The organism is Georgenia wutianyii, from assembly GCF_006349365.1.
Lineage (GTDB): Bacteria > Actinomycetota > Actinomycetes > Actinomycetales > Actinomycetaceae > Oceanitalea > Oceanitalea wutianyii.
Genome location: NZ_CP040899.1, coordinates 882,570 through 905,309, shown reverse-complemented (window position 1 = coordinate 905,309; position 22,740 = coordinate 882,570). Strand labels below are relative to the sequence as shown.

General features: G+C 72.8%; 20 protein-coding genes. 9 read left to right on the top strand and 11 right to left on the bottom strand.

Features of this window, described 5'->3' with window-relative positions; all coding sequences use genetic code 11:
* Nucleotides 1-103 precede the first annotated feature (103 nt).
* The 5 genes from FE251_RS04010 to FE251_RS03990 all read left to right on the top strand — a co-directional run bounded on the left by FE251_RS04010 (nucleotide 104) and on the right by FE251_RS03990 (nucleotide 4,980).
* Nucleotides 104-1,369, top strand: a complete 1,266-nt coding sequence (locus tag FE251_RS04010) for an extracellular solute-binding protein (RefSeq protein WP_407925292.1) — start codon at nucleotides 104-106, stop codon at nucleotides 1,367-1,369.
* Nucleotides 1,366-2,358 carry a carbohydrate ABC transporter permease gene (locus FE251_RS04005; RefSeq protein WP_139948007.1) on the top strand — a complete coding sequence of 331 codons (993 nt, stop codon included), beginning with the start codon at nucleotides 1,366-1,368 and terminating at the stop codon, nucleotides 2,356-2,358. Before FE251_RS04010 ends, FE251_RS04005 begins: the two co-directional genes overlap by 4 nt.
* A complete protein-coding gene (locus tag FE251_RS04000; protein WP_139072858.1) occupies nucleotides 2,358-3,206 on the top strand; it encodes a carbohydrate ABC transporter permease in 849 nt (282 codons plus the stop codon). Before FE251_RS04005 ends, FE251_RS04000 begins: the two co-directional genes overlap by 1 nt.
* A 20-nt stretch (nucleotides 3,207-3,226) precedes the next feature.
* Nucleotides 3,227-4,498 (top strand): ABC transporter ATP-binding protein, encoded by a 1,272-nt coding sequence (locus tag FE251_RS03995; RefSeq protein ID WP_139948005.1) that lies wholly within the window; start codon nucleotides 3,227-3,229, stop codon nucleotides 4,496-4,498.
* Between the two features lie 89 nt (nucleotides 4,499-4,587).
* A complete protein-coding gene (locus tag FE251_RS03990) occupies nucleotides 4,588-4,980 on the top strand; it encodes an ectoine synthase (RefSeq protein WP_139948003.1) in 393 nt (130 codons plus the stop codon).
* Nucleotides 4,981-5,135: 155 nt separating this feature from the next.
* Here FE251_RS03990 and FE251_RS03985 read toward each other — a convergent pair whose 3' ends face one another.
* The 5 genes from FE251_RS03985 to FE251_RS03965 all read right to left on the bottom strand — a co-directional run bounded on the left by FE251_RS03985 (nucleotide 5,136) and on the right by FE251_RS03965 (nucleotide 10,441).
* Nucleotides 5,136-6,698, bottom strand: coding sequence for a leucyl aminopeptidase family protein (locus tag FE251_RS03985; protein WP_139948001.1), 1,563 nt, complete (start codon nucleotides 6,696-6,698; stop codon nucleotides 5,136-5,138).
* A gap of 7 nt (nucleotides 6,699-6,705) precedes the next feature.
* Nucleotides 6,706-6,873, bottom strand: coding sequence for a DUF3117 domain-containing protein (locus tag FE251_RS03980; RefSeq protein ID WP_139071077.1), 168 nt, complete (start codon nucleotides 6,871-6,873; stop codon nucleotides 6,706-6,708).
* Nucleotides 6,874-6,990: 117 nt separating this feature from the next.
* Nucleotides 6,991-7,833, bottom strand: a complete 843-nt coding sequence (locus FE251_RS03975) for an LOG family protein (protein ID WP_139071078.1) — start codon at nucleotides 7,831-7,833, stop codon at nucleotides 6,991-6,993.
* Nucleotides 7,830-8,936: a succinyl-diaminopimelate desuccinylase gene (gene dapE, locus FE251_RS03970; protein ID WP_230976538.1), complete on the bottom strand. Its 1,107-nt coding sequence runs from the start codon at nucleotides 8,934-8,936 to the stop codon at nucleotides 7,830-7,832. The genes FE251_RS03975 and dapE overlap by 4 nt, the downstream gene beginning before the upstream one ends.
* Before the next feature lie 2 nt (nucleotides 8,937-8,938).
* Nucleotides 8,939-10,441: an NAD(P)H-quinone dehydrogenase gene (locus FE251_RS03965; RefSeq protein ID WP_139947999.1), complete on the bottom strand. Its 1,503-nt coding sequence runs from the start codon at nucleotides 10,439-10,441 to the stop codon at nucleotides 8,939-8,941.
* Between the two features lie 69 nt (nucleotides 10,442-10,510).
* Here FE251_RS03965 and FE251_RS03960 point away from each other — a divergent pair, with 69 nt between their 5' ends.
* Together FE251_RS03960 and FE251_RS03955 are read left to right on the top strand one after the other, a co-directional pair.
* A complete protein-coding gene (locus FE251_RS03960) occupies nucleotides 10,511-11,335 on the top strand; it encodes a purine-nucleoside phosphorylase (RefSeq protein ID WP_139947997.1) in 825 nt (274 codons plus the stop codon).
* A gap of 16 nt (nucleotides 11,336-11,351) precedes the next feature.
* On the top strand, nucleotides 11,352-13,049 hold the full coding sequence (locus tag FE251_RS03955) for a phospho-sugar mutase (RefSeq protein ID WP_139947995.1): 1,698 nt from the start codon (nucleotides 11,352-11,354) through the stop codon (nucleotides 13,047-13,049).
* Nucleotides 13,050-13,325: 276 nt separating this feature from the next.
* On the opposite strand, the gene xylA is transcribed toward FE251_RS03955, so the two are convergent.
* Entirely contained in the window at nucleotides 13,326-14,507 is a 1,182-nt protein-coding gene (gene xylA / locus FE251_RS03950; RefSeq protein ID WP_139071081.1) for a xylose isomerase, read from the bottom strand.
* Nucleotides 14,508-14,566: 59 nt separating this feature from the next.
* Entirely contained in the window at nucleotides 14,567-15,811 is a 1,245-nt protein-coding gene (locus tag FE251_RS03945; RefSeq protein WP_139071082.1) for an ROK family transcriptional regulator, read from the bottom strand.
* Between the two features lie 74 nt (nucleotides 15,812-15,885).
* Between FE251_RS03945 and xylB the strand changes: the two genes are divergently transcribed.
* Nucleotides 15,886-17,331 (top strand): xylulokinase, encoded by a 1,446-nt coding sequence (xylB, locus tag FE251_RS03940; protein ID WP_139947993.1) that lies wholly within the window; start codon nucleotides 15,886-15,888, stop codon nucleotides 17,329-17,331.
* A 160-nt stretch (nucleotides 17,332-17,491) separates the two neighbouring features.
* Here the strand turns inward: xylB and FE251_RS03935 are convergent, their stop codons facing one another.
* A complete protein-coding gene (locus tag FE251_RS03935; RefSeq protein ID WP_139071084.1) occupies nucleotides 17,492-18,115 on the bottom strand; it encodes a DsbA family oxidoreductase in 624 nt (207 codons plus the stop codon).
* 136 nt (nucleotides 18,116-18,251) lie between these two features.
* Between FE251_RS03935 and pepN the strand changes: the two genes are divergently transcribed.
* Complete coding sequence (pepN, locus tag FE251_RS03930; protein WP_139947991.1) at nucleotides 18,252-20,840, top strand: aminopeptidase N; 2,589 nt, start codon at nucleotides 18,252-18,254, stop codon at nucleotides 20,838-20,840.
* A 515-nt stretch (nucleotides 20,841-21,355) separates the two neighbouring features.
* On the opposite strand, the gene FE251_RS03925 is transcribed toward pepN, so the two are convergent.
* Genes FE251_RS03925 through FE251_RS03915 form a run of 3 tightly spaced genes read right to left on the bottom strand, consistent with a single transcriptional unit; the run spans nucleotide 21,356 to nucleotide 22,724 of the window.
* Nucleotides 21,356-22,042, bottom strand: a complete 687-nt coding sequence (locus FE251_RS03925; protein WP_139947989.1) for an HAD family hydrolase — start codon at nucleotides 22,040-22,042, stop codon at nucleotides 21,356-21,358.
* Nucleotides 22,039-22,497, bottom strand: coding sequence for a PTS sugar transporter subunit IIA (locus FE251_RS03920; RefSeq protein ID WP_139072717.1), 459 nt, complete (start codon nucleotides 22,495-22,497; stop codon nucleotides 22,039-22,041). Before FE251_RS03920 ends, FE251_RS03925 begins: the two co-directional genes overlap by 4 nt.
* Nucleotides 22,494-22,724: a glucose PTS transporter subunit EIIB gene (locus FE251_RS03915; RefSeq protein ID WP_139072716.1), complete on the bottom strand. Its 231-nt coding sequence runs from the start codon at nucleotides 22,722-22,724 to the stop codon at nucleotides 22,494-22,496. Before FE251_RS03915 ends, FE251_RS03920 begins: the two co-directional genes overlap by 4 nt.
* Between the last annotated feature and the right edge of the window lie 16 nt (nucleotides 22,725-22,740).

Sequence of the window (22,740 nt, the reverse complement as noted above, 5' to 3'; positions counted from 1 at the left end):
GTCCTCCACCCCGACGCGCCTCCGGATGCGCACTTCGCCCACCACGTGTTTCCTGTGTGACGAAGCCGGTCGCGGCAGACCGGTCTCGACGCCGAGGAGGGGCATCGTGCGACGACCGCGGACGACAGCCACGGCCCTGGCGCTCGCCCTGGCCCTGGGCCTCGGTGCCTGCGCCGGTGAGTCCGGGCCACCCGTGCTGACCTGGTACATCAACCCGGACGACGGTGGTCAGGAGGAGCTCGCGCAGATCTGCAGCGAGGAGGCGGACGGCAAGTACGTCATCGAGACCTCGCTGCTCCCCCGCGACGCCGCCTCCCAGCGCGAGCAGCTCGCCCGGCGCCTCGCGGCGTCGGACTCCTCGATCGACATCATGAGCCTCGACCCGCCGTTCATCCCCGAGCTCGCCGAGGCCGGGTTCCTCGCGCCGGTGCCGGAGGAGCTGCAGGAGACCGAGGACGTCGTCCAGGGCGCCGTCGACTCCGCCACCTGGGCCGACGAGCTCGTCACCGTGCCCTTCTGGGCCAACACCCAGCTGCTCTGGTACCGCAAGTCGGTGGCGGAGGAGGCCGGGCTCGACCTCGAGCAGCCGGTCACCTGGGAGCAGCTCATCGACACCGCGAGCGACCTCGACGTCCGCCTGGGGGTGCAGGGCGCCAAGGCCGAGTCGCTCACCGTCTGGATCAACGCCCTCATCGCCTCGGCCGGCGGTGAGGTCATCACCAACCCCGAGGCCACGGCCGAGGAGGTGGAGTTCGCGCTCGACTCCGACGCCGGGCGCGCCGCGGCCGACGTGCTCCGCAGGATCGGCCAGGAGGGCCTGGCGGGCTCCGGCTTCCCGACCGCCGACGAGAACGCCTCGATGAACGTCTTCCGGGGGGACCAGGGCTCCTTCATGGTCAACTGGCCCTTCATCTGGCCGGCCCTCAACGCCTCGAACCCGGAGATCGTCGAGGACATCGGGTGGGCGCTGTACCCGCGGGTGGACGAGGACACCGACACCGCTCCCCCCGTGGGCGGGATCAACCTCGGTGTCAGCGCGTTCAGCGAGCACATCGACGACGCCTACGAGGCCGTCGGGTGCATCGTCCGGCCAGAGCACCAGGCCACGTACTTCGTGACGAACGGCAACCCGCCCTCATCCGTCTCGGCGTACGAGGACGAGCGGGTGACCGAGGAGTTCCCGATGGCGGAGACCATCCGGGAGTCCCTCGAGCTGGCCGTCCCCCGTCCGCAGACGCCGTACTACAACGAGGTCTCCATCGGCCTGCAGGAGACGTGGTACCCGCCGGCCTCGGTCGACCCCGAGACCACACCGGGCGAGTCGGCCGACTTCATCAGCGCGGTCCTGCGAGACGAGAGGCTGCTATGAGCTCCAACATCCCCGCTGCCGGTCCGGCAGCCGGGCAGCGTCCCGACGGAACGACGCCGCGCGCGAACGGCCGTCGCCGCTCCCGGCGGACCTCGGACCGCTCGCGGTCGGAGGCCCGGCTCGGCTGGTACCTCGCCGGCCCGGCGTTCGTCATCATGCTGCTCGTCACGCTCTACCCGATCCTCCAGGCGCTGTACGACTCGCTGTTCAGCCTGCGGCTCACCGCCCCCGACGAGACCGAGCTCATCTGGTTCCGCAACTACCAGGTGGTGCTCGGCGAGCCGGTGTTCTGGCGCTCGCTCGGGGTCACCGCGCTCATCACCGTCATCACGGTGCTCATCGAGCTCATCCTCGGGTTCCTGCTCGCCCTCGTCATGCACCGCGCGATCCAGCGCCTGCGCGGGCTCATCCGCACGGCGATCCTCGTGCCGTACGGCATCATCACCGTCGTCTCCGCCTTCGCCTGGCTGTACGCCTTCGACATCGACACCGGTTACGTCAACCACTGGTTCAGCTGGGTCCCGGGAATCACCGAGAACCTCAACTGGTTCGCCCAGGCGGGCACCTCGCTGTTCGTCATCATCGCCTCGGAGGTCTGGAAGACCACCCCGTTCATCTCGCTGCTCCTCCTCTCCGGCCTGGCACAGGTGCCGGGAGAGCTCGAGGAGGCGGCCAAGGTCGACGGCGCGACCGGCTGGCAGGTGCTGCGCCGGGTGATCCTGCCGAACATGAAGGCGGCGATCATGGTCGCCGTGCTCTTCCGGGCGCTGGAGGCCTTCCGGATCTTCGACAACGTCTACATCATGACGCGCGGCGCGAACGACACCGAGGTGCTGTCCCTGCTCGCCTACAACACCTCGATCGGTCGCCTGGAGATCGGGCTCGGCTCGGCGATCTCCGTCCTGCTGTTCCTCTGCGTGCTCATCATCGCGGGGGTGGCCGTCAAGGGCTTCAAGGTGGATCTCGCCGGCACGACGGGAGGCAAGTGATGAGAGGGCTGTCCGCGAAGCAGAAGGTCGGGTGGATCGCCATCACGCTCGTCGTGCTCGTGTGGTCGCTCTTCCCGGTCGCCTCGATCCTCATGACGTCCTTCAAGACGCAGGCGGGGCTCTTCTCCGGCACGTTCCTCCCCGAGGAGTGGACCTGGGAGAACTACGAGACGATCCTCGCGCCGGGCGGCAGCGCCCAGGACCTGTTCCTCCCGTCGCTGCGCAACTCCATCGGCATCTCGCTCATCGCGACGTTCATCGCCGTCGTCCTCGCGACGTTCTGCGCCTACGCCATCGCCCGGCTCGACTTCCCCGGCAAGCGGGTCATCCTCACGACGGCACTGGCGGTCTCGGTCTTCCCGGTCGTCTCGATCGTCACGCCGCTGTTCAACCTCTGGCGCTCCATCGGCCTGTACGACACGTGGCCCGGCCTCATCATCCCCTACCTGTCCCTCACCCTGCCGATCTCGATCTGGACCCTCGCCGCGTTCTTCCGGCAGATCCCGTGGGAGCTCGAGCAGGCGGCGCAGGTGGACGGCGCCACCGCGTTCCAGGCCTTCCGCAAGGCGGTCGTCCCGCTCGCGGCGCCCGGCGTGTTCACCACGGCGATCATCGCGTTCTTCATCGCGTGGAACGACTTCGTCTACGGCATCTCGCTCACCTCGACCAGCGCCGCCCGTCCGGTCCCGGCGGCGCTGTCCTTCTTCACCGGCGCCTCGCAGTTCGAGGAGCCCACCGGCGCGATCTCGGCGGCGGCCATCGTCGTCACCGTGCCCGTCGTCATCGTCGTGCTGCTCTTCCAGCGGCGCATCGTGTCCGGCCTCACCCAAGGCGCAGTCAAGGGCTGAGCCCGCAAAGGAGTCCTCCCATGGCATCGATCACCCTCGACAACGTCGTCAAGACCTACCCGGACGGTTTCACCGCCGTCAAGGGGGTGGACCTCGACATCGCCGACGGCGAGTTCGTCATCCTCGTCGGGCCCTCCGGCTGCGGGAAGTCCACCCTGCTGCGGATGATCGTCGGGCTGGAGGACATCACCGACGGCGAGCTGCGCATCGGGGACGAGGTCGTCAACGACAAGGCGCCCCGCGACCGGGACCTCGCGATGGTCTTCCAGAACTACGCCCTGTACCCCCACCTCACGGTCTACGAGAACATCGCCTTCCCGCTGCGGCTGGCCAAGGGCCAGTACACCGAGGAGCAGATCGACGAGCGCGTGCGGAACGCCTCCAAGCTCCTCGAGCTGGACGAGCACCTGCAGCGCAAGCCCGCCAACCTCTCCGGCGGGCAGCGCCAGCGCGTGGCGATGGGCCGTGCGATCGTGCGGCGTGCCAAGGCGTTCCTCTTCGACGAGCCGCTGTCCAACCTCGACGCCAAGCTCCGCGGGCAGATGCGCACGGAGATCGCCCGGCTGCAGCGCAACCTCGCCACGACGACCGTGTACGTCACCCACGACCAGACCGAGGCGATGACCCTCGGGGACCGGGTGGCCGTGCTGCGCCGCGGCGAGCTGCAGCAGGTGGCCAGTCCTCGCGGGCTGTACGACCAGCCGGTCAACCTCTTCGTCGCCGGGTTCATCGGCTCCCCGCCGATGAACTTCCTGCCGGGCATCGTCGAGGGCGACGTCCTGCGCCTGCCCATCGCGGAGGTGCCCCTCGACGACCGGCTCCGCGCCGCCGTCGGGGACCGCGACATCGTCATCGTCGGCATCCGCCCCGACTCCTTCGAGGACGCCGACACCCTGGAGCCGGACCGCGCGGGCGCCGGTGTGCACTTCGAGGCGGACGTCGACGTCACCGAGTGGCTCGGGGAGGTCCTCTACGCCTACATCCCGTTCGAGACGCACGACGCCGTCCGCCAGCAGCTCGAGGACCTCGACCGGGACCTCGACGGCGAGGGGATGCGCTCCCAGCTCATCATCTCCCTGGACTCGGTGAGCACCGTGCGCGCGGGCGACACCGCCGAGCTGTGGTTCGACCCCACCGAGATGCACGTCTTCGACGCCCAGTCCGGGGACAACCTCACCCGCGACGAGGAGCGGGCCGCCACGCTCGAGAAGGACGCGCGCGAGCAGCGCACCCGGGCCCTCGAGCGGGCGCGCAAGCGCGCCGAGCGGGAGTCCGCCGCGGCCGCGTCCTGACGCCGGGCCCCCTCGACCGTCGAGAGCTCGAGGGCGGGATGCGCACTCCAGCAGGCCGTCGTCACCGTCCTCGAGAAGGAGACCCCCTCATGATCGTCCGCAGCTTCCACGACCTCGACGACACCGAGTTCGACGTCCGGACGCCGAGCTGGCGCTCCAAGCGCATCATCCTCGCGCGGGACAAGGCCGGGTTCTCGGTCCACGAGACCACCTTGTACGCCGGCACCGAGAACGAGTTCTGGTACGCCAACCACATCGAGGCCGTGATGGTCATCGAGGGCGAGGGGACGATCACCGACCTCGGCACGAGTGAGACGCACGAGCTGCGCCCGGGCACGACGTACCTGCTCGATGAGCACGACAAGCACGTCGTGCGCCCGCGGACCGAGATCCGCACGATCTGCGTCTTCAACCCCCCGGTCACCGGCCGCGAGGTCCACGACGAGAACGGCGTCTACCCCCTCCTCACCGAGGACGACTGACGCAGCCCCGGCGCCGGACAACCTCGCACAGGTGTCCCCGGGGCACGCCCCTCAACCGCCGAGAGCTGGATCATGCACTGTGCATGATCCAGCTCTCGGCGCGTGTGGTGTGAGGCGCGTGTGGCGCGGCGCGGTGGCCGCGTCGGGCGTGCTCGTCAGGCCAGGTCGGTGAGCCAGCGCAGGAGGAGGCGGGCTCCGTAGCCTGTGGGGCCCTCCGGGATCTCGTGGCGAGCCTTGGTCGCGCGGCCGGCGCCGGCGATGTCGAGGTGCGCCCACGGGGTGTCCCCGGCGAACCGCTGGAGGAACAGCGCCGCGGTGATCGACCCGCCCATGATGTGCGGGTCACGCGACTGGTGGGAGATGTCGGCGACGGAGGAGTCCAGGCTCGCGCGGTAGGACTCGACGAGCGGCAGGCGCCACACGCGCTCCCCGCTCACCTCACCGGCGCTCGTCAGCGCGGCCGCCAGCGTGTCGTCGGTCGCGTACAGGCCGGCGTGGGTGCGGCCCAGGCCGAGGGTGACGGCGCCGGTGAGCGTCGCGACGTCGACGAGGACGTCGGGACGGGCGGTCTGCCGCACCCAGGCCATCGCGTCGGCGAGGACCATGCGGCCCTCGGCGTCGGTGTTCGAGACCTCGATGCTCGTGCCGTCGTAGGCGCGCACGACGTCGCCGGGCCGGTAGGAGCCCGCGCCGACGGCGTTCTCGGCGAGCGCGAGCACGCCGACCACCCGGTGGGGCAGGCCGAGCTCGGCTGCCGCGAGGACGGCGGCGAGCACTGCGGCGGCGCCGGCCATGTCGGTCTTCATCCCGACCATCGACTCGCGCGGCTTGATCGAGATGCCGCCGGTGTCGAACGTGATGCCCTTGCCGACGAGCGCGACGGTGCGCGCACCGCGGGTGCCGGGGTCGTAGGTGACGGTGACGAGCCGCGGCGGGGTCGCCGACCCGGAGCCGACGGCGAGCAGGGCACCCATCCCCTGGGCGCGGATCCACGCCTCGTCGTGCACCACGGCGGTGACGCGGGGCGTGGTGGAGGCGAGCTCCACCGCGCGCTCGGCGAGCCACTGCGGGTTCTTGACGTTCGACGGCGTCGCGGCCAGGAAGCGGGCGCGGACCGTCGCGGTGGCGGCCACGCGTGCGGCCGCCACGACCCCGGCGTCCTCGGTGTTGCCGAGGAGGACGAGGCGTTCCGCGGCCGGCTTGCCGGGCCGCGGGGACGCCGCGCGGCGCGGGCCGCGGTAGGCGGTCAGCCAGAAGCCCTCGAGCAGCGCCGCGAGCGCGGCGGAGCCGGCCAGCGCGCCGACGGCCGTGACGACGGTGCCGAGGCCCGCCGTCGTGCGGCACAGGACCGAGCCGACCGTGCGCATCGCGTCGGGGCCGGCGTCACCGACGCCGACGACGACGAGCCGGGAGGGCAGGCCCTCCCACCCGAAGCTGCGACCGGGCAGTGGCCTGGGCAGGTCGAGCACGGCCGACTCACCGGCCGCGCCGGTGAGGTCGTGCCGGGCGACGAGGTCGGCGAGGTCGATGCCGTACCGGGCCGCGGCGTCCGCGGTGCCGGGACGGGGGTCGACGCCCTCCTCCCCGGACACCGGCGGGGCGACCGCGACGACGAGGGCGTCAGCGGTCGTGAGCCACCGGTCGGCGGCCTCCGGCGAGTCGTCGGCGGCCAGGACCTCGGGCAGCTCGGTGAGGCCGAGCTCGCTCAGAGCGGTCATCTGATGGTCAGGAGGCGACGGCGCTGAGGGCCTCGCTGAGCTCGCCGGCCTCGGCGGGCGTCAGCTCGACGACGAGACGGCCGCCACCCTCGAGGGGAACGCGCATGACGATGCCGCGTCCCTCCTTCGTGACCTCCATCGGCCCGTCCCCGGTCCTCGGCTTCATCGCGGCCATCTGGCTCCCCATTCTGTCTCGTGTCGTGCCGCAGGTTGTACAGCACACCAGGATCCAGTCTAGTCCACCCCTCCCCCGCGCGGGGTGAGAGAGGTGGCTGCGGAAGAATGCCCGCGCTCAGCCGCGCCGCGTCTCCTCCGCCGCCCGGGCGACCGCCTGCGCCTCGTCGTCGAGCAGCTCGAGGCGGTGCTGGATGCGGTCGACCGCCTCCTCCGCGGTGTCGACGAGCTGGATGAGCTCGACGTCCTCGGCGGAGATCGTGCCGGCCTCGACCATCGTCGTGCGGGTCCACTCGAGCAGCCCGCCCCAGTAGTCGGACCCGACGAGGACGATGGGGAAGGAGCGCACCTTGCCGGTCTGGACGAGGGTGAGGGCCTCCCACAGCTCGTCCATCGTCCCGAAGCCGCCGGGCAGCGCGATGAACCCGAGGGAGTACTTGACGAACATCGTCTTGCGGGCGAAGAAGTAGCGGAAGTTGACGCCGAGGTCGACCCACTCGTTCATGCCCTGCTCGAAGGGCAGCTCGATGCCCAGCCCCACGGACACCCCGCCGGCCTCGCACGCACCCTTGTTCGCCGCCTCCATGACGCCGGGCCCGCCGCCGGTGATGACGGCGTAGCCCGACTCGACGAGCCGGCGGCCGATCTCCTCGGCGAGCACGTACTGCGGGGCACCGTCCGGGATGCGCGCCGAGCCGAACACGCTGATCGCCGGGCCGAGCTCGGCGAGCGCGCCGAAGCCCTCGACGAACTCGCTCTGGATCCGCATCACCCGCCACGGGTCGGAGTGCACCCAGTCCGAGTCACCGTCCGCGGCGAGCAGGCGCTCGTCGGAGGTCTCCTCGGGGATCTGCTGGCCGCGCAGGGTGACCGGGCCCTTGCGGTAGACCTCGGAGTCGCGGCCGTCGGCCGGCCGGGTCCGCAGCGAGGCGGGACGGTCGTTCTTGCTGTAGGACCTCATGACGCTCCTTCGGTCAGCCACGCCTCCAGCGCGGTGGCGCAGTCGCGGATCTGGACGGTCGGGCAGTGCTCGTCGTCGGCGTGGGCGAGGGAGGGGTCGCCCGGGCCGAAGTTCACGGCGGGCACCCCGAGGGCGGCGAAACGGGCGACGTCGGTCCACCCGTACTTCGGCGCGGGGCCACCCCCGGTGACCCGGGCGACGGCGTCGACGAACTCCGCCACTCCCGGGGCGTCGAGCCCGGGACGCGCGCCCGCCGCCGCGTCGACGACGGTGACGTCGTAACCCGCGAACACCTCCCGGACGTGCGCCTCGGCCTCCGCGAGGGACCGGGAGGGGGCGAAGCGGTAGTTGACGAGGAGCTCGCAGGCGTCGGGCACGACGTTGCCCGCGATGCCCCCGGAGATCCCCACGGCCGACAGGCCCTCGCGGTAGACGAGGCCGTCGACCTCGACCGAGCGCGGCTCGTAGGCGGACAGCCGGGTGAGGGCCGGGGCCATGAGGTGGATGGCGTTGACCCCGCGCCAGGCCCGGGCCGAGTGGGCGGCCCGCCCGGTGGTGCGCACCGCGACGCGCAGCGTCCCGTTGCACCCGCCCTCGATGCCGCCGTTGCTCGGCTCACCGAGGACGGCGAAGTCGGCGGCGAGCCAGTCGGGGTGGTTGCGGGCGAGGCGACCCAGCCCGTTGCGCTCCGCCTCGACCTCCTCGTTGTCGTAGAACACCCACGTGACGTCCCACGCCGGGGCGGTGAGCCGGGCGGCGAGGTGGAGGGCGACGGCGACCCCGCCGAGCATGTCGACGCTGCCCCGGCCCCACAGCACCTCCTGGCCCTCGACCTCGCGCAGCTCGCTCGGCAGGTTCCCGGCGACGGGCACCGTGTCGATGTGGCCGGCGACGACCGCCCGCCGCGGCCGCCCGAGAACCGTCCGGGCGAGGACGGCGTCCCCGTCGCGGAGCACCTCGAGGTGCGGCAGTGGCGCGAGCGCCGCCTCGATCGCGTCGGCGAGCGGCCCCTCCTCCCCGGAGACGGAGGGGATGTCGCACAGCGCGCGGGTGAGCTCGACGACGTCGGCGGTGCGCAGGTCGGGCAGCAAGGGGTGGGGCACGGTCAGTTCCCGGTCTGGTGGAGGGTGCGGGCGGCCTCGGCGATCGAGCCGGTGAGCGAGGGGTAGATCGTGAAGACGTTGGCGAGCTGGTCGACGGTGATCCGCTGGGTCACCGCGATCGCGAGCGGGAAGATGAGCTCGCTCGCCCGCGGGGCGACGACCACCCCGCCGATGACGGCGCCGGAGTGCCGGTCGGCCATGACCTTGACGAAGCCCTCCCGGATGCCGAGCATCTTCGCGCGCGGGTTGCGCGCGAGCGGCAGCTGGGTGACGACGGCGTCGACCTTCCCCTCCTGCACGTCCTTCTCGGTGACGCCGATGGTGGCGATCTCCGGGGCGGTGAAGATGTTGGCGGTGACGGCGTCGAGGTCGAGCGGGGCGACCGCGTCACCCAGGGCGTGCCACATGGCGATGCGGCCCTGCATGGCGGCGACGGACGCGAGCGGCAGGACGCCGGTGCAGTCCCCGGCGGCGTAGACGCGCACCGCCGTCGTGCGCGAGACACGGTCCACGCGCACGTGGCCCTGCTCGGTGAGCGCGACGCCGACGTCCTCCAGGCCCAGCCCCTCGGTGTTCGGGACGCCGCCGACGGCGAGCAGGCAGTGCGAGGCGGCGATGACGCGGCCGTCGGTGAGCTCGACCTCGACGCCGCCACCCACCCGGCGCACGGCCGCGGCCCGCGAGCGGGACAGGACGTTCATGCCGCGACGGCGGAACACCGTCTCGATGAGCTCGGCGGCGTCCTCGTCCTCCCCCGGCAGCACGCGGTCACGGCTGGAGACGAGGGTGACCGGCACACCCAGCCCGTTGTAGGCGCCGGCGAACTCGGCACCGGTGACGCCCGAGCCGACGACGACGAGGTGCTCGGGCAGCTCGGTGAGGTTGTACATCTGTGCCCAGGTGAGGATCCGCTCGCCGTCGGGCAGGGCGTCGGGCAGCACCCGCGGGTGGGCGCCGGTGGCGACGAGGACGATCTCGGCGACGAGGTCCTCCTCGCCGTCCTCGGTCCTCGCGCGGACGATGCGGGTGCCGTCGGCGCGCAGGTCCCCGACGAGACGGCCGACGCCGTCGACGACGCGGACGCCCTCCCGCTCGAGCCGCGCGCGGATGTCCTGGGACTGGCGGGCGGCGAGCGTGAGGACGCGACGGTTGACCGCCGCCATGTCCACCGAGGCGCCCTCGGCGCCGCCGCGGATGCCGAGCTCGGCGGACTGGTCGGTCGCCGTCATCCACTCCGCGGTGGCGATGAGGGTCTTGGAAGGGACGACGTCGGTGAGGACCGCGGCCCCGCCCATCCCCTGCCGCTCGACGACGCTGACCCGGGCGCCGAGCTGCGCCGCGACGAGGGCGGCCTCGTAGCCGCCCGGCCCGCCGCCGATGATCACCACCCGACTGCCGGCACGCACCGGCGAGCTGCCGGCGGTCTCCTGGGTGCGCCTCCCCTCGGCGGGTGCGGGGGGCTCCGGGCGGTCCCCGGCGGGCTGGTGCTCGTCGGCTGAGGTCATCACCCTGGCATTGTGCCGCCTTTGTCCCCCGCGATGCCCCTCCACCCGGGCGGGCGGTACCGTCGGGGCATGGACACCCCTGTTGACTCCTCGGATCCGCGCGCTCCGTTCGAGCTCGCCCACAAGGCGGCCGAACGGCTCGCGGAGCTCACCGGCATCGCACAGCACGACGTCGCGCTCGTCCTCGGCTCGGGATGGGGAGGCGCCGCCGACCTCCTCGGTGAGACCGTCGCCGACATCCCCGCCGAGCAGGTCCCCGGCTTCCGGGCACCGGCCGTCGCCGGGCACGGCGGCTCCATCCGCTCGATCCGCATCGAGGACGGCCGGCACGCGCTGGTCCTCGGCTCCCGCACCCACTACTACGAGTCGCGCGACGTGCGCGCCGTCGCCCACGGTGTGCGCACCGCGGCGGCCGCGGGCGTGCGCCAGCTCGTCCTGACGAACGGCTGCGGCGGGCTCGACCCGGCCCTGCTGCCCGGCACCCCGGTCCTCATCGCCGACCACCTCAACCTCACGGCGGCCTCGCCGATCGAGGGCGCGACGTTCGTCGACCTCACCGACCTGTACTCCTCCCGGCTGCGCGACATCGCCCGCGAGGTCGACCCGACGCTGACCGAGGGCGTGTACGTCCAGTTCCCCGGCCCGCACTACGAGACCCCCGCCGAGGTGCGCATGGCCGCCATGCTCGGCGGCACGCTCGTCGGCATGTCGACCGCGCTCGAGGCGATCGCCGCCCGCCACGTCGGCCTGGAGATCCTCGGTCTGTCGCTCGTGACGAACCTGGCGGCCGGCATCAGCGCCGACCCGCTGTCGCACGAGGAGGTCCTCGAGGCCGGCCGCGCGGCCGGGCCACGGATCTCCCGGCTGCTGGCGCAGATCGTCCGTCGTATCTGAGAAAGGGAGCACACACATGGATGTCGAGGTCATCCGGCGTTGGATCGCCGAGGACCCGGACCCGTTCACCGCGAACGAGGTCGGCACGCTGCTCGAGGAGGCCACCGGTGACGGGCCCGAGGCGCAGGAGGCCCGGGCCGAGCTCGAGGACCGCTTCTCCGGGCCGCTCGTCTTCGGCACGGCAGGACTGCGCGGCGCGGTCGCCGGCGGCCCGAACCGGATGAACCGGGCCGTCATCATCCGCACCACCGCCGGGCTCACCGCCTGGCTCACCGAGCAGCTCGACGGCGCGGCCCCGCGCGTCGTCATCGGCTACGACGCCCGGCACGGCTCCGAGCGCTTCGCGCAGGACGCCGCCGCCGTCGTCACCGGCGCGGGCGGCGAGGCGATGCTCATGCCCGGTCCCGGCCCCACCCCGGTGCTCGCCTACGCCGTGCGCGCGCTCGGTGCCGACGCCGGAGTCATGGTCACCGCCTCCCACAACCCGAAGGAGGACAACGGCTACAAGGTCTACCTCGGTGGGCGGGTCGTCACCGACTCCGGGCAGGGCGCCCAGCTCGTCACCCCCGCGGACGCGCAGATCGCCGCCCGCATCGACGCCGTCGGCGCGGTGCCGGACGTGCCGCTGCCGCCCGACGGGTGGCAGGTGCTCGACCCCTCGATCGTCGAGGACTACATCGCCCGCGCCTCCTCGCTCGTGCCCACCGGGTACGCGCGCAGCCTGCGCATCGTCTACACCCCGATGCACGGGGTGGGGGCGGCGGTGGCGTCCGAGACGCTCCGGCGGGCCGGGTTCACCGACCTCCACGTCGTCGCCGAGCAGGCCGAGCCCGACCCGGACTTCCCGACGGTCGCGTTCCCCAACCCCGAGGAGCCCGGCGCGCTCGACCTCGCCTTCCGCCTCGCGCAGAAGGTCGACGCCGACCTCATCATCGCCAACGACCCCGACGCCGACCGCTGCTCGGTCGCGGTGCCGGACCAGTCCGCGCTCGGCGGCTGGCGCCAGCTCACCGGCGACGAGGTCGGGGCGCTGCTCGGCAAGCAGTCCGCGATCAGCGCGGCGGTCGAGGGGCGCGGCGTGCTCGCCAGCTCCCTGGTCTCCTCGCGGCTGCTCGCGCGGATCGCCGAGTCCCACGGGCTGGAGCACCGCACGACCCTCACCGGGTTCAAGTGGATCAGCCGGGTGCCGGGCCTCGTGTTCGGCTACGAGGAGGCGCTGGGCTACTGCGTGGACCCCGAGGCCGTGCGCGACAAGGACGGCATCAGCGCCGCCGTGCGGGTGGCGTTCCTCGCCAGCCAGCTCGTCGACAAGGGCCGGACCCTCACCGACGCGCTGGACGACCTCGCCCTGCAGTACGGGCTGCACGCCACCGCCCCGCTCACGCTGCGGGTGGCCGACCTCAGCCTCATCCCGCAGGCCATGGAGCGGCTGCGGAGCCAGGGCCCGGCGACGCTCGCGGGCTCGCCCGTCGTGCGCACCACCGACCTCAGCGCCGGCGCGGACGGCCTGCCCCCGACCGAGGGCCTGGTCTACCTCACCGAGCGCGGGGACCGGGCGATCGTCCGGCCGAGCGGCACCGAGCCCAAGCTCAAGTGCTACCTCGAGGTCATCGTGCCGGTGCACGAGCGCGACGAGCTGCCCGACACCCGTCGGGCCGCCGCGGAACGCCTGGAGACGATGAAGGCCGAGCTCGGCACCCTCATCGGCCTCTGACACCCAGCCCCTCCCACCGAGAGCTGGATCGTGCACCGCGCACGATCCAGCTCTCGGCGCATGTGGTGGTGCATGTGGGGCGCATGTGGTGGTGCATGGGGGGTAGGCAGCACGGGCGGGACCGCACGCTCAGCCGCGCACACGCCGGCCCACGCATCCCGCCGAGAGCTGGATCGTGCACGCCGCGCGGTCCTTCCCCCGAGACGCACGCACCCAGACGCACGAGAGCCGGATCATGCATGGTGCATGATCCGGCTCTCGGCGTCTGGCGGCCGGTCAGCCGATGAGGTGCTCCATCGCGAGCTGGTTGAGGCGCACGAAGCGGTACTCGCGACGCGCGGCGGCCTCGACGTCGAAGTCCTCGAAGGTGCTGCGGTCGGCGAGCAGGTCGGTGAGGGTCTCGCCCTCACCGAGGGTGGGCTGGGACAGCTCGAGCACGCCGGACTCGGCGAACGCCTCCTGCACGCGCGGGTCGGCGCGGTAGGCCGCGGCCTTCTCGGCGAGCATGAGGTACATCGCCATGTTCGCCTCGGCGGAGTCCCACACGCCCTGCATGTACTCGGTGCGCGAGGGCTTGTAGTCGAAGTGGCGCGGGCCCTCGTAGCGGGGGCCGCCGCCCGGGAAGCCGTTCTCGATCAGGTCGACGGTGAAGAACGCCGACAGCAGGTCGCCGTGACCGAAGACGAGGTCCTGGTCGTACTTGATGGACCGCTGGCCGTTGAGGTCGATGTGGAAGAGCTTGCCGGACCACAGCGCCTGCGCGAGGGCGTGGGTGTAGTTCAGGCCCGCCATCTGCTCGTGGCCGGTCTCCGGGTTGAGGCCGACGATGTCGCCGTTCTCGAGCTCGGCGATGAAGCCGAGCGCGTGGCCGACGGTCGGCAGGAGGATGTCGCCGCGGGGCTCGTTCGGCTTGGGCTCGAGCGCGATGCGCAGGTCGTAGCCCTTCTCCTTGATGTAGCCGGCGACGGTGTCGATGCCCTCGCGGTAGCGGTCGAGCGCGGCCTTGACGTCCTTGACGCCGTCGTACTCGCTGCCCTCACGCCCGCCCCACATGACGAAGGTCGAGGCGCCCAGCTCGGCGGCGAGGTCGACGTTGCGCAGCACCTTGCGCAGGCCGTAACGACGCACGGAGCGGTCGTTGGCGGTGAACGCGCCGTCCTTGAAGACGGGGTGGCTGAAGGTGTTGGTCGTCACCATCTCGATGACGAGGCCGGCGTCGTCGGTGGCCTGCTTGAAGCGGGTGAGGATCCGCTCGCGCTCGGCGTCGTCGGAGCCGAAGGGCACGACGTCGTCGTCGTGGAAGGTCACGCCCCACGCGCCGAGCTCGGCGAGCTTCGTCGCGTACTCCCACGGGTCGAGCGCCGGCCGGCTCGCCGATCCGAACGCGTCGTGGGCAGTCCAGCCGACGGTCCAGATACCGAAGGAGAAGCGGTCGTCAGGGGTGGGCTTTCGCACCATGGTTGACTCCTCGTCGAGATTTGTTGTGTAGTGAAATTAACTAGGTTCGGAGGGCCGTGTCAAGCCACCTGCAGCCAGGCGCTCGGACCGGCGACGACGTCCCCGAGCACCGCGTAGGCGGCCCCGGTCAGTGACGGCATCCCGCCCTCGCCCGCTCGCAGCGTCACGTCCAGCCACGGCGCGGCGAGCACCCGGCTGCGCAGCTCCTCCTCCATGGCCGGCCGCAGGGCCGGCAGGAGCGGGACGAACTGGCCCCCGAGGACGACGTCGGCGACGTCGAGCAAGTTGACGACGTTGGAGATCGCCACTCCGAGCGCACGGCCCGCCTGCGCGACGGCCTCCCGCGCACGTCCCGGCTCGGAAGCCGCGGCCGCGAGCGCCTCGACCTCCACGTCCGGGGCCAGTCCCGCCGCGGCGAGCAGCGCGTCACGCCCGGCGTACTGCTCGAGGCAGCCACGCGCACCGCACGTGCACACGGGCCCGGCGGGGTCGATGAGCGTGTGCCCGATCTCCCCCGCCCACCCGTGCCGCCCACGCGCGGGCGCGCCGTCGACCACGCACGCGCCACCGATGCCGATGTCGGCGGAGACGTAGAAGAAGCTCGCGCTGCCCGCCGGGCGGCCCGGGACCTCCAGGGCGTGGGCGAGCGCGGCGAAGTCGGCCTCGTTGCCCACCCCCACCGCCGGCGGCGGCCCAGGACGCCCGCCGGCCGCGGCGAGGACGGCGGCGTCGAGGTGGTCGCCTGGCGAGACCTCGCGCCAGCCGAGGTTCGGTGCCCGCAGGACGAGGCCCGCGGAATCGACCAGGCCCGGCACGGCGAGGCGCACCCCAGCAAGGGTGGACCAGCCCTCCGAGCTGTCGGCGAGCACCTGCGAGGCGAGCCGGGAGAGGCGGGCGAGGACCTCATGCGCGTCGCTCCGCTCCAGGTGGGCGGGGAGGACCTGCTCGGCGAGGACGTCTCCGTTGAGGTCGACGAGCCGGGCGCCGAGGTAGCTGGGCGAGACCTCCAGGCCCAGCCCGACGAGAGTGCCGCGCGCCGGGGCGAGAGGCGTGGCCGGCCGGCCCCGACCGGCCACCTGCCGCGGGAGCTCACGCAGCACCCCGCCGGCGAGGAGCTCGTCGACGAGCCGCGAGACGGTGGACCGGGTGAGACCGCTCGCCGCGGCGATCGCCGCCCGGGAGACCGGCTCCGGTGCGGCGAAGGCCAGGGTGGCGACGACGGCGAGGTTCTGGTCGCGCAGCGCGGCCTGCCCCACGCCCACCGTCGTCGGCGGGTCGCTGCGCAGGTCGTCGAGTGCCGTCATGCCTTGACCTTACCGGCGCCGACTGCTTTAGTTCTATGCTCTAACAAACCCTTCGCTCCCAAAGAGGTGGCGCCATGTCCCCGCTCACCGGTCGGCTCGTCGCCGGGATCGACAGCTCGACCCAGTCCTGCAAGGTCGTCGTCCGCGACGCGCGGACAGGTCGGCTCGTCCGCAGCGGGCAGGCCCGCCACCCCGACGGCACCGAGGTCGACCCCGAGGCGTGGTGGGTCGCCCTGCAGGAGGCGCTGGCCCAGGCGGGCGGCCTGGACGACGTCGCCGCCGTCGCCGTCGGCGGTCAGCAGCACGGGCTCGTCGCCCTCGACGCCGAGGGCCGCGTGGTGCGGCCAGCGCTCCTGTGGAACGACACCCGCTCGGCCCAGGCCGCCGCGGACCTCGTCGCCGAGCTCGGCGACGGCGACGTCGCGGCCGGGCGCCGCGCATGGGTCGAGGCCATCGGCTCGGTCCCCGTCGCCTCGCTCACCGTGACGAAGCTGCGCTGGCTCGCCGAGCACGAGCCGGACAACGCCGCGCGGGTGGCGGCCGTCGCCCTCCCCCACGACTGGCTCACCTGGCGCCTGGCCGGCACCGGCGTCCTGACGGACCTCGTGACCGACCGCTCGGACGCCTCCGGCACGGGCTACTTCGACCCCGCGACCGGCACCTACCGGCGTGACCTGCTCGCCCTGGCCCTCGGGCGCGAGGACGTCGTCCTCCCCCGCGTGCTCGGCCCCTCCGACGTCGCCGGACGGGTCGGCGGGACCGGCGCGCTGCTCGGCCCCGGCGCCGGGGACAACGCGGCCGCCGCTCTCGGCGTCGGCATGGGAACCGGGCACGTGACGATCTCCCTCGGCACCTCCGGGGTGGTCTCCGCCGTCGCCGCCGACCCGGTGCGCGACCCCAGCGGGCTGGTCACCGGCTTCGCCGACGCGACGGGCAACTTCCTGCCCATGGCGACGACGCTCAACGCCTCACGGGTGCTCGACGCGACCGCCCGGCTGCTCGGCGTGGACCACGCCGGGCTCAGCGAGCTCGCCCTCGCCGCCGAGCCCGGGGCCGGCGGGCTCGTCCACGTGCCCTACCTCGACGGCGAGCGCACCCCCAACCTGCCGCAGGCGACGGGCTCGCTGCGCGGCATGACCCGCGAGTCGATGACGCGGGAGAACCTCGCGCGCGCCGCCGTCGAGGGCATGCTGTGCCACCTCGCCGAGGGGATGGCCGCGGTGCAGGCGCAGGGTGTGGACGTCCGGCGGATCAGCCTCATCGGCGGGGCCGCCCGCTCGGCCGCGGTGCAGGCCGTCGCCCCGGCGGTGCTGGGACAGGACGTCGAGCTGCCCGAGCCGGGCGAGTACGTCGCCGACGGCGCCGCACGCCAGGCGGCGTGGGTGCTCTCCGGCGCCGAGGAGCCCCCGACGTGGGAGCGGGAGGGCACGCGCGTGCTCAGCGCCCAGCCCACCCCCGAGGTCCGCGAGCGCTACCGCGCCGAGGCCGCCCTCGTCCTGGAGCAGTACACCGCCGGCTGACGACCCGCGGTCCCCCGCCCCCGCCGAGCGCTGGATCTGCACGCGTCAGGCCGGCGCGAGAACACCCCTCCCCGCGAGAGCTGGGTCCTGCACGCCTCAGCGTGTGCAGGACCCGGCTCTCGGCGTCGGGGACGGAGGGAGGGAGAGCCGGGCCTTCGGGTCAGTCGAACCGGGGGCCCTGGGTGCGGGTGCGCTTGAGCTCGAAGAACCCGGGCGTGCCGGCGACGAGGACGCAGCCGTCCCACAGCCGTCCGGCGTCCTCCCCCTTCGGCGCGGGCGTGACGACCGGCCCGAAGAACGCGACGCCGTCGAAGGCGACGACCGGCGTGCCGACGTCCTCGCCCACCCGGGTGATGCCCTCGCGGTGGGACGCGCGCAGCGACTCGTCGAGCTCGTCGGAGGTCGCGTAGCGGGCCAGCTCGGCCGGCAGGCCGGCCTCCTCGAGCGCCTCGACGAGCACCTCCGGGTCACCGGTGTCCCGGCCGCCTGGGTGGAAGCGGGTGCCGAGCGCGTCGTAGAGCGGCTTGACGACGTCCTCGCCGTGCAGCTCGCGCGCGGCGTTGACCACGCGCGCCGGGCCCCACGCCTTGGCCATGACCTCGCGGTACTCCTCGGGCAGCTCGCGCCCCTCGTTGAGCACGGCGAGGGACATGATGTGCCAGCGGACCCCCACCGGTCGCACCTTCTCGACCTCTCCGATCCAGCGCGACGTCATCCAGGCCCAGGGACAGACCGGGTCGAACCAGAAGTCTGCGACCTCCCGGGTGGTCACGGCCTCGCTCATGTGCGTCCTCCTTGAGGGGCGGATAGGGGCGGCGCACCGCCGCGCCCACCATATGCGGATGTGTCCCGGTCGCCCGCCGTGGCAGGATCGAGGGGGCCGCGACAAGCGCGCACACACCGCAGAAGGAGCAGGGACCGTGCCCGGAGAGAACCTCACCCGTCAGGAGGCCGCGGACCGCGCCGCGACCGTCGCCGTCGAGAGCTACGACGTCGACCTCGACCTCACCCGGGGGGACCGGATCTTCGCCTCGCGCACGCGGATCACCTTCACCGCGACGCCGGGGGCGAGCACCTTCGTCGACCTCATCGCCGACGCCGTCCACGAGATCGAGCTCAACGGCCGCCAGGTCGACCCCCGCGCCTGGGACGGCGCGCGCGTCGCTGTCGAGGGCCTTGCCGAGCGCAACGAGCTCGTCGTCGTCGCCGACTGCCGCTACATGCACACCGGCGAGGGCCTGCACCGCTTCGTCGACCCGGTCGACGACGAGGTCTACCTCTACAGCCAGTTCGAGGTCGCCGACTCCCGGCGCGTGTTCGCCGTCTTCGAGCAGCCCGACCTCAAGGCCGAGTTCCGCTTCAGCGTGCGCGCCCCCAAGCACTGGACCGTCGTGTCCAACTCCCCGACCCCCGAGCCGCAGGCCGCGGACGGCGACGAGAGCGCCGCCGTCTGGCACTTCGCCCCGACGCCGCGGATCTCCAGCTACATCACGGCGATCGTCGCCGGCCCCTACCACCGGGTCACCGGCGAGCTCACGAGCTCCGACGGCCGGACCATCCCCCTCGGCGTGTTCTGCCGCGCGTCGCTCGCCGAGCACCTCGACGCCGAGAACGTCATGGACATCACCCGGGCCGGCTTCGCGTTCTTCGAGAAGACGTTCGACCGCCCCTACCCGTTCGAGAAGTACGACCAGCTCTTCGTCCCCGAGTTCAACGCCGGCGCGATGGAGAACGCGGGCGCCGTCACCTTCCTGGAGAACTACGTCTTCCGCTCCAAGGTCCCCGAGGCCACCGTCGAGCGGCGCGTCGTCACCATCCTCCACGAGCTCGCCCACATGTGGTTCGGCGACCTCGTGACCATGCGGTGGTGGAACGACCTGTGGCTCAACGAGTCCTTCGCCGAGTACATGTCCACCCTCGCCACCGCCGAGGCCACCGAGTGGACCGAGGCGTGGACCACCTTCTCCTCCCTGGAGAAGGGCTGGGCCTACCGGCAGGACCAGCTCCCCTCCACGCACCCGATCGTCGCGGAGATCAACGACCTCGAGGACGTCGAGGTGAACTTCGACGGCATCACCTACGCCAAGGGCGCCTCGGTGCTCAAGCAGCTCGTCGCCTGGGTGGGACGCGAGGAGTTCCTCGCCGGCGTGCGCCGGTACTTCGCCAAGCACGAGTGGGGCAACACCGAGCTGCGCGACCTGCTCACCGAGCTCGAGGCGACCAGCGGCCGCGACCTCACCGCCTGGTCCCAGGTGTGGCTCGAGCGCGCGGGCGTCACCCTGCTGCGGCCCGAGCTGACGACCGACGACGACGGCGTCATCACCTCCTTCGTCGTCACCCAGGAGGTGCCCGAGGAGTACCCCGTCCAGCGCCCGCACCGCCTCGTCATCGGCGGGTACGACGTCGTCGAGCGCGACGGCGCCACCCGCCTGGAGCGCGTGCTGCGCGTCGAGACCGACGTCGACGGCGCGCGGACCGAGATCCCCGAGCTCGTCGGGCGTCCGCGCCCGGCGCTCATCCTCCTCAACGACGAGGACCTCGCCTACGCGAAGGTCCGCCTGGACGAGGACTCGCTGCGCACCGCCGTCGAGCACCTCGCCCACTTCGAGGACTCCCTCGCCCGCTCCCTCATCTGGGCGGCGGCCTGGGACATGACCCGTGACGGCGAGCTGCCGGCCCGCGAGTACATCGAGCTCGTGCTGCGCAACGTCGGAGCCCAGACCGACTCCACCGTCCTGCTCGTCCTGCTGCGCCAGCTCGGTCTCGCGCTGCGCGGCTACAGCGCGCCGGAGAGTCGCGCCGAGCTCACCCCGCGGGTCGCCGACCGGCTGTGGGAGATCGCGCAGGCCGCCGAGGCTGGATCGGACAGCCAGCTCCAGCTCGTCCGGGCGTTCGCCCACGAGGCGGTGACCGAGTCCCAGCTCGACACCGTCGCCGGCCTGCTCGACGGCACGACGACGCTGCCCGGCCTGGCCGTGGACACCGACCTGCGCTGGGCGCTGCTCACCTCCCTCGCGGCCGGCGGGCGCGCGGGTGAGGAGGAGATCGCCGCGGAGTCCCGTCGCGACAACACCGCCGCCGGGCGTCAGGCCGCCGCGCGGGCCGGGGCCATCATCCCGACGCGCGAGGCCAAGGAGCAGGTGTGGGAGTCGGTCGTCGACTCCGAGCGACTGCCGAACGCCCTCCAGAACGCCGTCGTCGACGGGTTCACCGACGTCCACGACCCGGCGCTGCTCGTGCCGTTCGTCGACCGCTACTTCGACTCCCTCGAGCGGGTGTGGGCCGAGCGGACCAACGAGATGGCCCAGACCGTCGTCACGGGCATGTACCCGTTCCCGCTCGCGGGGCTGGCCGACGTCCACGGCGTCGACCTCCTCGCCCGGACCGACGAGTGGCTCGCCGCCCACCCCGACGCCGCGCCCGCGCTGCGCCGGCTGGTGAGCGAGGACCGCGACGCCGTCCGCCGTGCCCTCGCCGCCCAGGCCGCCGACCGCACCACCCAGCCCTGACCCTCCCCCAATCCCACCCCTCTCTCCGCGACAGCCGACTTCCGCACGAGAGCGGGATTCTGCGCGAGAGCGGAGTTGTGTGTGACAGCCGCCAGGGGATGACGGACTACGGCCGACCGCCCCGTGCCTGACCAGGCATGGGGCGGTCGGCCGTTCGGGTCACGGCGCGCACGCGGCGCGTCCCCTGTGACGGATCGGCGCCGGGAGTGTGGGCGGCAGTGATCTTCGGGCTCCGCCGGCGGGCAGCGTCGCCGGCGCGACAAGACCCTGGTCATGCGGACGTCGAGCAGCCGCTCCCACGCGAGGCTCCGCCGTCGTGCACAACTCCGCTGCCGCGCGGAAGTCGGCTCTCGCGTGCAACTCCGCTGTCGCGCGGAAGTCGGCTCTCGCGTGCAACTCCGCTGTCGCACACAACTCCGCTGTCGTGCGGAAGTCGGCTCTCGCACACAACTCCGCTGTCGCGCGCTAATCCGCTGTCGTGCGGAAGTCGGCTCTCGCGGGAGGGGTGGGGTGGGTCAGGGGGTGGGTGCGAGGAGGGTGAGGTCGGGGACGACGGCGTCGGCTCCGGCCTGGGCGAGGACGTCGTGGCCCAGGCTCGTCGTCACGCCGACGACGAACCCGACGCCGGCGCCACGGGCGGAGGCGATCCCGGCGACCGAGTCCTCGGCGGCCAGGCAGTCGGCCGGGTCGACCCCGAGCCGTTCGGCGCCCAGGAGGAACGGCGCGGGCTGCGGCTTGCCGACGGGCGTGTCCTCCGCCGTGACGAGCCGGACCCCGAGGTCGGCGACGCCGAGCAGCTCGAGCGCCTCCTCGGCCCACGAGCGGAACGCCGAGGTCACGAGCGAGACCGGGAGGCCGGCTGCCCGCCACCCGCGAATGGCCTCCGCGGCGCCCGGGACGGCGACCGGCGGGTTGGCCTCGTGGTCGAGGTGGGAGAGCACGGCAGCGGTGAGCTCCCGCGGGTCCTCCCCGCGCCACGGCCCGTCGATGGCGGCGAAGGACTCGTGCCCGCGCCGCCCCATGAACTGGCCCACGACCTCATGGCCGACGTCCCAGCCCCGGGAGGCGAAGTAGGCGTGGAAGGCAGCGCGCTGCATCGGCTCGGAGTCGACGAGCGTGCCGTCGAGGTCGAGCAGCACGGCGGCACCGGGCCGGCGCAGGAAGGTGCCGACCCGGAGCCGCAGGTCCTCGACGGTCCTCACTCCCAGGTGAACAGGTCGTCTCCGGCCGCGACGTGCGCGCCGGGCTCGACCGCGAGCGTGAGGGAGTCCGCCGCGCCCTCGAGCGCGACGACGGGGCTCACCGGGGACCGACCGCCGGCCTTGACCTCCGCGGGGCTCCAGCTGACGAGCAGCTGTCCCTCGCTGACGGTGTCCTTCTCCTGGGCGTGCAGGATGAACCCTTCGCCCTCGAGCTGGACGGTGTCCAGGCCGAGGTGGACCAGGACGCCCTTGCCCTCCGCGGTGAGGATGACGAAGGCGTGCGGGTGAAGCTTGACGATGGTGCCGGCGACGGGGGCCAGGACGTCGACCTGACCGTCCCCCTCGGGCTCGACCGCGATGCCGGGGCCGACGATCGAGCCCGCGAAGACGGGGTCGGGCACGTCGGACATGGCGACGACGGTGCCCGCGACCGGCGCGAGGACGCGCACCGTCACCGAAGGTCCTCGATGTCCTCGACGATGTTGTCGGCCTCGGGGCCCACGACGACCTGGATGGCGTTGCCCTGCTGGACGACGCCGAAGGCCCCGGCGGCGCGCAGCGCGGCCTCGTCGACCTTGCTCGAGTCCTCGACCTCGACACGGATCCGGGTGATGCACGCCTCGAGGTCGACGATGTTCTCGTCGCCACCGAGGGCCGCGAGGATGGACTCTGCCTTGCTCATTGTGTGCTCCTCATCC